The organism is Microbacterium umsixpiens, assembly GCF_053543675.1.
The window spans coordinates 7027-15391 of the sequence record NZ_JBLVOH010000070.1 but is presented as its reverse complement, the minus strand read 5'-3'; the positions used below and the strand labels follow the sequence as shown (position 1 = coordinate 15391).

Annotated in this window: 9 protein-coding genes; 5 read left to right on the top strand and 4 right to left on the bottom strand. The window is 68.7% G+C overall.

The annotated features are described in order from the left end of the window. Positions 1-54: 54 nt before the first annotated feature. The 4 genes from ACNPM4_RS07245 to ACNPM4_RS07230 form a co-directional block, all read right to left on the bottom strand. Positions 55-1320, bottom strand: a complete 1266-nt coding sequence (locus ACNPM4_RS07245; RefSeq protein WP_400855958.1) for a hypothetical protein — start codon at positions 1318-1320, stop codon at positions 55-57. Positions 1321-1345: 25 nt separating this feature from the next. Continuing rightward, on the bottom strand, positions 1346-1879 hold the full coding sequence (locus tag ACNPM4_RS07240; protein ID WP_448985237.1) for a DUF6264 family protein: 534 nt from the start codon (positions 1877-1879) through the stop codon (positions 1346-1348). Positions 1880-2113: 234 nt separating this feature from the next. Continuing rightward, the gene (locus ACNPM4_RS07235) at positions 2114-2905 is read right to left on the bottom strand and encodes an IclR family transcriptional regulator (protein ID WP_448985236.1); all 792 of its coding nucleotides are present in this window, start codon (positions 2903-2905) and stop codon (positions 2114-2116) included. A gap of 2 nt (positions 2906-2907) precedes the next feature. After that, on the bottom strand, positions 2908-3987 hold the full coding sequence (locus ACNPM4_RS07230) for a 4-hydroxy-3-methylbut-2-enyl diphosphate reductase (RefSeq protein ID WP_181156177.1): 1080 nt from the start codon (positions 3985-3987) through the stop codon (positions 2908-2910). Between the two features lie 64 nt (positions 3988-4051). Here ACNPM4_RS07230 and xseA point away from each other — a divergent pair, with 64 nt between their 5' ends. From xseA to ACNPM4_RS07205, 5 genes are read left to right on the top strand one after another with little or no spacing between them, the layout of a single operon-like run. After that, positions 4052-5329, top strand: a complete 1278-nt coding sequence (xseA, locus tag ACNPM4_RS07225) for an exodeoxyribonuclease VII large subunit (RefSeq protein ID WP_448985235.1) — start codon at positions 4052-4054, stop codon at positions 5327-5329. A gap of 36 nt (positions 5330-5365) precedes the next feature. Beyond that, positions 5366-5608 (top strand): exodeoxyribonuclease VII small subunit, encoded by a 243-nt coding sequence (locus tag ACNPM4_RS07220; protein WP_029262960.1) that lies wholly within the window; start codon positions 5366-5368, stop codon positions 5606-5608. After that, complete coding sequence (locus ACNPM4_RS07215; protein WP_448985234.1) at positions 5605-6249, top strand: DUF4245 family protein; 645 nt, start codon at positions 5605-5607, stop codon at positions 6247-6249. The genes ACNPM4_RS07220 and ACNPM4_RS07215 overlap by 4 nt, the downstream gene beginning before the upstream one ends. Next, complete coding sequence (locus ACNPM4_RS07210) at positions 6246-6929, top strand: carbonic anhydrase (protein ID WP_262000616.1); 684 nt, start codon at positions 6246-6248, stop codon at positions 6927-6929. The genes ACNPM4_RS07215 and ACNPM4_RS07210 overlap by 4 nt, the downstream gene beginning before the upstream one ends. Continuing rightward, a complete protein-coding gene (locus tag ACNPM4_RS07205) occupies positions 6926-8347 on the top strand; it encodes a class II fumarate hydratase (RefSeq protein WP_105709551.1) in 1422 nt (473 codons plus the stop codon). Before ACNPM4_RS07210 ends, ACNPM4_RS07205 begins: the two co-directional genes overlap by 4 nt. Positions 8348-8365 lie beyond the last annotated feature (18 nt).

Here is an 8365-nt window from a genome sequence, read left to right as displayed (position 1 = left end):
GGGGGGGCCATCTCTCATTTCGCAGCGTGGCGCGGTCGGCCAGCCGGGCAGCCGTCAGCCTCGGCCGCGGCGGATCCGGACGATCGAGATCGCTGCATCGATCAACGCATCGATCACGAGCAGCAACCCGAGGGTCCTGCCCGCTCCCCGCACGCGAGACGTGACCCACGCTCCCGCGGCGAACTCCCCGAACGACAGGGCGAGGCCGACCACGGGACGGCGGCGGAGAGCCTCGCCGAGCCGCGCGAGCGGGCGTTCCCGACGGGTGAGAGGCGTGAATTCCCCGACCCCGGCGATCGCCGTCTCCCGCACCGCGGTCCACCACCCCACCGGCAGGAACCGCCGTTGCGGCCGTGCGGTCGCCCCGCCGAACGCGGCGTCGATCAAGTCCGGCGCGACGCCGAAGGCGGCCAGGAAGGCTCGCTCGCGGGACTCGGCACCGATCACACCACCCAATGCCTCGGGAATCAGTGCGCGGTGGGCGGCATCCACATCGAGCCTGACGGCGGCGGCCAGCTCCAGGAGCTCATCGCGGCTCCCGTCACCCTCGGTGAGCAGTCGACGGTAGATCTCCGCAGTCTCGGGAACACGGATGGCGTCGATGTCGAGCACGGGCAGGGTGTCGCGTTCCGCATCCGTCCAGAACGGCACCGGACCGCCGTTGCCCGCGGTCACCTCGAACCACACGTCGGCGTCCGCGCGATTCAGCTCGATCACGGGCACCTCTGCCCTGGAGGTCGACCAATCACCGGTCGGCTCCGAGGTCTCGAACTGCTGAAGCGACCAGTCGCCGGACTCCCGGTGATCGACGGGCATTCTGCGCGCCGTCGCCAGGATCCTCGCGATGCCGGGGCCGCGGTGCGAGAACGCGGAGACCCTCACCGCCGAAGCCGCGAACAGTGCGGAATCGATCGCGGCATCCTCCGACTCGTCGGCGCCCACCTCGGCCGAATCGTCGATGAGCTCGTCGACCAGTTCCTCCACCGGATCGAAGCCGAACGCCTCGTCCTCATCCACGTCCACGTCCACGTCCAGCCAGAGCGTCAGGCCCTCCGCCTCGAAGGCTGACTTCAGCTCGCTCGTCGACAGGGTCGACTCGACCGTGTCCTCCTCGCTGAGCGTCAGGACGTGGCCGTCGTCCGTCACCGGGATCGCGAGTACGGCCTCCTCCCGGTCATCCCACGCGGCTGTCGCATCGCGCATACCGGCGGGAACACGCAACAGGGAGAGGATGTCTCGGGCCGCTGGCCGAGGGTCGGAGCCGTCGCCACGATCCACGGAGGCGTAGGAGAGCTGGATGCCGAAGCTGTTCTGAAGCATCCTTCGACAGTACGTGCTCCCGCGGCTACTGCCCGACGGTCGCGAGGTAGGCCACGAAAGCCGGGTCGTTCATCATCGGCACCGAGATGCAGATCGTCACGACGATCATCGTCGCCAGCGCACCCGCGATCGGCACCCACCAGCTGATCCGTCGACGCCGCAGACGTCGGATCGACAGCGCCGCCGTGATCGACCATCCGACGGCGAGCACGATGGCCGCGATCGTCCCCCAGATCCGCCCCTGGGCGAAGTTCGTGAACTCCCCCTCGATGCCGAGGATCTTCATCGTCTCGTTCATCACGGTGGGCAGATCGAGATACGACAACCCGGTGATGATGATGTTCACCAGGCCGTAGGCAAGCAGCGCGATGGTCACGAAGCGGTCGACCGGGTGCGGACGTGCCGCCGGGGCGCTCGCGCTCGGATCGGGCACCGTCGGGCCTGCGGCCGGCGATGCCGGCGGGGCGACGACGACCTCGTCGAGGGGCGGCAAGCCGGCGGCTCGCCGCTGCTCCTCGGGCGTGGCGAGTTCGCCGTACTGCGGGCGCTGATCGGTCATCCCGCCATGCTAACCGTCCCGACCCTGGGCGATTCACAGCGAGGGCGCGTGAAAACGATAGCGGCCCCGGAGAAGTGGGGACTTCGCGGGGCCGCGGACGTGAAGCGCTGGGGACGCTTCTCATCCAATTTGATCACCGGCGCTGGGGACGCCTGTGGTGATCAGTAGCGCTGATGCATGCCGCTACTCACCTGATCATAGGAAAACGTGTGCCCGAGCACCAGGGGTCAGACTTCAGATAGTGAACTCCGCGCCGTCGGAACCCGCGTCGAGGTTGTCGGCGCCGAGTTGCAGCGAGAGCCGTCTGGCCGTTCGCTGCAGCGTCGCCACCAGCTCGCTGTCCACCACTGCGCGGTCGGCCGGCAACGAGATCGCGAGCGACGCGGTGACGCCGGGGGCGATGACCGGCACCGCCACACAGGTCGCGCCGATCACATACTCCTCATGATCCACCGCCCATCCGGGCGAGTGCTCCAGATGGGTCAGCAGTGTCGTGCGGTCGCTGATCGTGCGCGGCGTGAGCTCCTCCAGGCGATGTCGGGAGAGGTAGTCCAGTCGCTCATCATCGGGCAGGTCCGCCAGGATCTGCTTCCCCAAAGCCGTCGCGTGCGCGCTCGACTGCAGTCCGACCCACAGCTCCACCCTCGGGTTGCGCACCGCGTCGACGATGTCGACCAGGTGCATCTCTCCATCAGCGAACCGGGAGAGGTACGCGGTCGCCCCCACATCCTCCGTCACGTCCCGGAGGGCGGCTCGGACTCGAGCCAGGAAGACGCCCCGCGAGTCGATCTGCTGCTGGAACGAGGGGAACCGGGTCCCGAGCACCAATCCGTCGGGTTCGGAGCTCAGATACCCCTCATGGACGAGGGTGCGCACGAGATTGTATGTCGTGCCCGGCGTCAATCCCGTGATCGCCGCCAGCATCTTGGTCGGAAGCGGCCGAGGCGAGTTGGCGACGATGTCGACCAGTCGCAGCGCGCGCTGTACCGACCCGATGAGGGTCGGCTCCGCTTCCGCGGCGCTCAACGCTACGCGCCTCCTCCAGTGGCGCGACCGCCGAGTGCACGATCGTCACGCTGACCGGAAGCATCGTGTCGAAGTTCCTTGGGCAGGGAGAACATGAGGTCCTCCTCTGCGGTCTTGACCTCTTCGACATCACGGTACCCGGCGTCGCCGATCGCATCCAGTACCTCGCGCACCAGTACCTCGGGCACGGATGCACCACTCGTGACGCCGACGGTCTCGACGCCGTCGAGCCACTCCTGCTGGATCTCCTCCGCGTAGTCGACGCGGTAGGCGGCCTTCGCGCCGTACTCGAGCGCGACCTCGACGAGGCGCACGCTGTTGGAGGAGTTCGACGAGCCGACGACGATCACGAGGTCGGCACCGGCCGCAACCTTCTTGATCGCGACCTGCCGGTTCTGCGTGGCGTAGCAGATGTCATCGGACGGCGGATTGTGCAGCTCGGGGAAGCGCGTGCGGAGGCGATTCACCGTCTCCATCGTCTCGTCGACCGAGAGCGTGGTCTGCGAGAGCCAGACGACCTTGTTGGGGTCCTTCACGACGACGGTGTCTGCCTCTTCCGGGGAGTTCACGACCGTGACGTGCTCCGGGGCCTCGCCTGCCGTCCCCTCGACCTCTTCATGACCCTCGTGACCGATGAGCAGGATCTCGAAGTCGTCGCGGGCGAAGCGCACGGCCTCGCGGTGGACCTTGGTGACCAGAGGGCAGGTCGCATCGATCGCGTGCAATCCACGATCCGATGCGGCGTTGACGACCGCCGGGGAGACGCCGTGCGCACTGAAGACGACGTGCGCGCCCTCGGGGACCTCGTCGACCTCTTCGACGAAGATCGCGCCCTTCTCCTCGAGCTCGGTCACGACATGGATGTTGTGCACGATCTGCTTGCGCACATAGACCGGGGCGCCGTAGCGTTCGAGCGCCTTCTCGACGGCGACGACGGCGCGGTCGACGCCGGCGCAGTATCCGCGCGGCGCGGCGAGCAGGACCCGCTTGCGTCCGGCCACCGGGTTATCCTGAAGCCGTCCGGCCGCCGCACGAACACGTGGGAGACGGGGGACGGGGAGATGCACGGCAGTCGAAGTCACCCTTGGATTCTACCGCCGCGCGGCTGTGCGGGGCCGGAGAGACCAGGGTCAGGAACGGGAGCGGATGACAGTCTTCGAAGCGACGGCGGGCCAGGGTGAGACGCCGCCCGCCGATTCGGTCGCCCCTCGCGATTCCACAGCCGATGCCCCCACCTCGGTCACGAGGCTCAACGCGACGATCCGCGACTTCATCGCCCGCTGGAACACGGTCTGGGTCGAGGGTGAGATCACGTCCTGGAACGTTCGCGCCGGCAACGTCTTCGCACGGCTGAAGGACACCCGCTCGGACGCGCAGATCTCGATCCGCGTGTGGTCGAGTGTGCGCGGACGCATCCCGTCCGACATCGGCATCGGCGATCACGTCGTCGTGGCGGTGAAGGCCGACTACTTCGTCAAAGCCGGAGACTTCAGCTTCGCGGTCTCCGCGATGAAGCACGTGGGGCTCGGCGATCAGCTCGAGCGTCTCGAGAAGCTCCGTGTGCAGCTGCGTCAGGAGGGCCTGTTCGACCCGGCCCGGAAGAAGCGCCTGCCGTTCCTCCCGCACGTCATCGGGCTGATCACCGGCGAGCGCTCGGACGCCGAGAAAGACGTGCACCGCAACGCCGAGCTGCGCTGGCCGCAGGTGCGCTTCCGCACCGAGTACGCCGCCGTGCAGGGTGATCGCTGTGTGCCCGACACCCTGGCGGCCCTCGCGAAATTGGACGCGGACCCCGAGGTCGACGTCATCATCATCGCCCGCGGCGGCGGTGACCCGCAGACGCTCCTCGGCTTCAGCGACGAGCGCCTCGTGCGGGCGGTGTCCGCGGCGACCACCCCCGTCGTCAGCGCGATCGGACATGAGAACGACCACCCGCTCCTCGACGATGTCGCCGACCTCCGCGCATCCACCCCGACGGATGCGGCGAAGCGCGTGGTACCCGACGTCGGAGAGCAGCGGGCTCTGATCGCGCAGCTGAGATCCCGCGCGACGTCGCGCCTCACGCAGCGCCTCACGCACGACATCGCACAGCTCGAGCAGCTCCGCTCCCGCCCGGTCCTGCGCTCCCCCGCGCCGATCATCGACGCGCGTGCTCAGGAGCTGTGGCTCCTGCTGTCCCGTGGCCGCGACAGTCTCACCCGGCAGCTGGACCTCGCCGGACGTCGCACCAGCGAGCTGCGCGCCTCCCTGCGGGCGCTCTCCCCCGCGGCGACCCTGGCTCGCGGCTATGCGATCGCGCACCTCGAGGGCGGCGTGATCCTTCGCGATGCGGCGGATGCGCCGGCAGGCAGCGCCCTGACGATCACGGTCGATCGTGGATCGGTGGCTGCCCGCTCGGAGGGCCAGATCCCTGAGAACGACTGAGCCGGGCCGACACGACGCACGACGTAGGATGGAGGGGTGAGCGCCCTGAACGACATCCCCGTGGAGACGCTGTCGTTCGAGGCAGCCCGTGACGAGCTCGTGAAGGTCGTCGCCGAGCTCGAACAGGGCTCTCCGACCCTCGAGCACTCGCTCGCCCTCTGGGAGCGCGGCGAGGCGCTGGCCGCTCGCTGCGAGGAGTGGCTGCTCGGCGCGAAACGCCGTCTGGATGCCGCTCGCGCGGCCGCGTCGGACGACGAGACTCCTGGCGGCGACGCATGAGCAAGCAGCCTCCGATCATCGCCGAGCTCGGACGCCCGGAGACGCCGGACGAGACCGCCGCCCGTAAGGCGGCGTCGAGCAAGGCCTACCGATCCAGCCAGACCTTCCGCAACCTCATCGCGGCGCTGCTGGTCACAGTGGCCGTCGTCGCCGTCATCATCTTCGCGGTGCCCCGGGGCGAGCCTGTCGAACGCAAGCCGCTCGACGTCGCGGCCGTGGCCGAAGGCGTGGAGTCCTCGATGGAGCGCCCCGTCCTCATCCCCGAGCTCGGCACCTTCTGGCGCGCGAACAATGCGGAGATGCAGGGTGGCGCCACGGTCGTCTGGGAAGTGACGCTCGCGCCGAAATCCGACACCGAGCGCGGCTTCGTCAAGGTCGCGCAGGCCTTCGACGCCGACGCGTCCTGGGCACCGCAGCGACTGAACGGCATCGCACCCACGGACACGGTGCGCATCGGCGGACTCGACTGGGACGTCTACAAGCCCGGCAGCGCCGAGTCCAACGCGAACGTCACCTACGCCATCGGCACTCAGGCGGGTGACGACTACATCCTGCTCTACGGCGCGCGCTCTGCAGACTCCACCGCGGAACTCGCAGAATCCCTCATCCCGCAGATCCACGACATCTCGGAGGCCTCATGACGCACCCCCTGACCCCGGCCGCAGCCTGGCAGCAGATGCAGGAGGGCAACCGCCGTTTCGTCGCGGACGAACCGCGTCACCCGAACCAGGATGTGCTCCGACGCAAAGACCTGGCGGCGGCGCAGCACCCCGTCGCCACACTGTTCGGCTGCTCGGACTCACGTCTCGCCGCGGAGATCATCTTCGACCTCGGCCTCGGCGACCTGTTCGTCGTCCGCAACGCCGGCCAGGTCATGGGTGAATCGATCGTCGCGAGCCTCGAGTACGCGGTCGCGGTGCTCGAAGTGCCCCTGATCGTGGTGCTCGCCCATGACTCCTGCGGCGCGGTTCGCGCGGCGATCGACGGCACCGCGATCGACGCCGCTCCTCTGCCGCCGCACATCTGGAAGCTGATCGCCCCGATCGTCCCCGCCGCGCGGAAGGTCCTGGCAGAGAGCGGCGGCGGCACCGTCGCCGACATCGACTCGGAGCTCGTCGGCATCGAGCATCTGCGCAACACCGTGCGCGACCTGCTGCAGTCGTCCGAGATCATCAGCAACGCCGTCGCCGAAGGCCGTCTGGGCATCGTCGGCGCCAACTACCGTCTGGCCGAGGGCGAGGCGGTGCCCGTCATCACGGTCGGGCTCGACACCGACGTCACCAAGGGGATCGACCCCGAAACCAAGGAGGGTTCTGAATGACCGACACCGACCAGCGCAGCGGCGAGAATGCGCAGGGCTACCGGATCGAGCACGACACCATGGGTGAGGTGCGGGTGCCCGTGAACGCGCTCTACGGGGCGCAGACGCAGCGCGCCGTCGAGAACTTCCCGATCTCGGGCAAGGGCCTCGAATCGACGCAGATCGCCGCCCTCGCCCGGATCAAGAAGGCTGCAGCGCTCGCCAACAAGGAACTCGGCACGCTCGACGGCGCCATCGCCGACGCGATCGCCCAGGCCGCCGACCAGGTGGCCTCCGGCGCGCACGACGGCGAGTTCCCGGTCGACACCTACCAGACCGGTTCCGGCACGTCGTCGAACATGAACATGAACGAGGTGCTGGCCACCCTCGCAACCGGCATCCTCGGTTCGGCCGTGCACCCGAACGACCACGTGAACGCCTCGCAGTCCTCGAACGACGTGTTCCCGACGTCGGTGCACATCGCCGTGACGCAGGCCCTCATCGACACACTCATCCCCGCGCTCGACCACCTCGCCGTGGCCCTCGAGGCGAAGGCGGAACTGTGGAAGGACGCGGTCAAGTCCGGCCGCACGCACCTCATGGACGCCACGCCCGTGACCCTCGGCCAGGAGTTCGGCGGCTACGCCCGTCAGATCCGCCTCGGCATCGAGCGCGTGCAGTCGGCCCTCCCGCGCGTCGCCGAGGTTCCCCTGGGCGGCACCGCCGTGGGCACCGGCATCAACACGCCCCTCGGCTTCCCGCAGAAGGTCATCGCGCTGCTCGCGGCCGAGACCGAGCTGCCCATCACCGAGGCGAAGGATCACTTCGAGGCGCAGGCCAACCGTGACGGCCTGGTCGAGGCCTCCGGCGCTCTGCGGACGATCGCCGTCTCGCTCACCAAGATCAACAACGACCTGCGGTGGATGGGCTCCGGCCCCAACACGGGTCTCGGCGAACTGCACATCCCCGACCTCCAGCCCGGCTCCTCGATCATGCCCGGCAAGGTCAACCCGGTCGTCCCCGAGGCCGTGCTGATGGTGTGCGCGCGCGTGATCGGCAACGATGCGACCGTCGCCTGGGCCGGAGCATCCGGTTCGTTCGAGCTCAACGTCGCGATCCCGGTGATGGGCACGGCGGTGCTCGAGTCGATCCGTCTGCTGTCGAACGCCTCGCGCGTGCTCGCCGACAAGACCATCGACGGCCTGCAGGCGAACGTCGAACGCGCCGCCGCTTTCGCGGGCATGAGCCCGTCGATCGTCACCCCGCTGAACAAGCTCATCGGCTACGAGGCTGCCGCGAAGATCGCCAAGCACTCGGTCGCCAAGGGCATCACCGTGCGCGACGCCGTGATCGACCTCGGCTACGTCGAGCGCGGTGACCTCACTCTCGAGCAGCTCGACGAGAAGCTCGACCTGCTGTCGATGACGCACCCGGGCTGACCCGCACGAAACGACGGA

Excerpts from the sequence above, each read along its gene's own strand:
- ACNPM4_RS07215 (WP_448985234.1), top strand. The coding sequence starts at position 5,605 with ATGAGCAAGCAGCCTCCGATCATCGCCGAGCTCGGACGCCCGGAGACG.
- xseA (WP_448985235.1), top strand. The coding sequence starts at position 4,052 with ATGACAGTCTTCGAAGCGACGGCGGGCCAGGGTGAGACGCCGCCCGCC.
- ACNPM4_RS07210 (WP_262000616.1), top strand. The coding sequence starts at position 6,246 with ATGACGCACCCCCTGACCCCGGCCGCAGCCTGGCAGCAGATGCAGGAG.
- ACNPM4_RS07240 (WP_448985237.1), bottom strand. The coding sequence starts at position 1,879 with ATGACCGATCAGCGCCCGCAGTACGGCGAACTCGCCACGCCCGAGGAG.
- ACNPM4_RS07205 (WP_105709551.1), top strand. The coding sequence starts at position 6,926 with ATGACCGACACCGACCAGCGCAGCGGCGAGAATGCGCAGGGCTACCGG.
- ACNPM4_RS07245 (WP_400855958.1), bottom strand. The coding sequence starts at position 1,320 with ATGCTTCAGAACAGCTTCGGCATCCAGCTCTCCTACGCCTCCGTGGAT.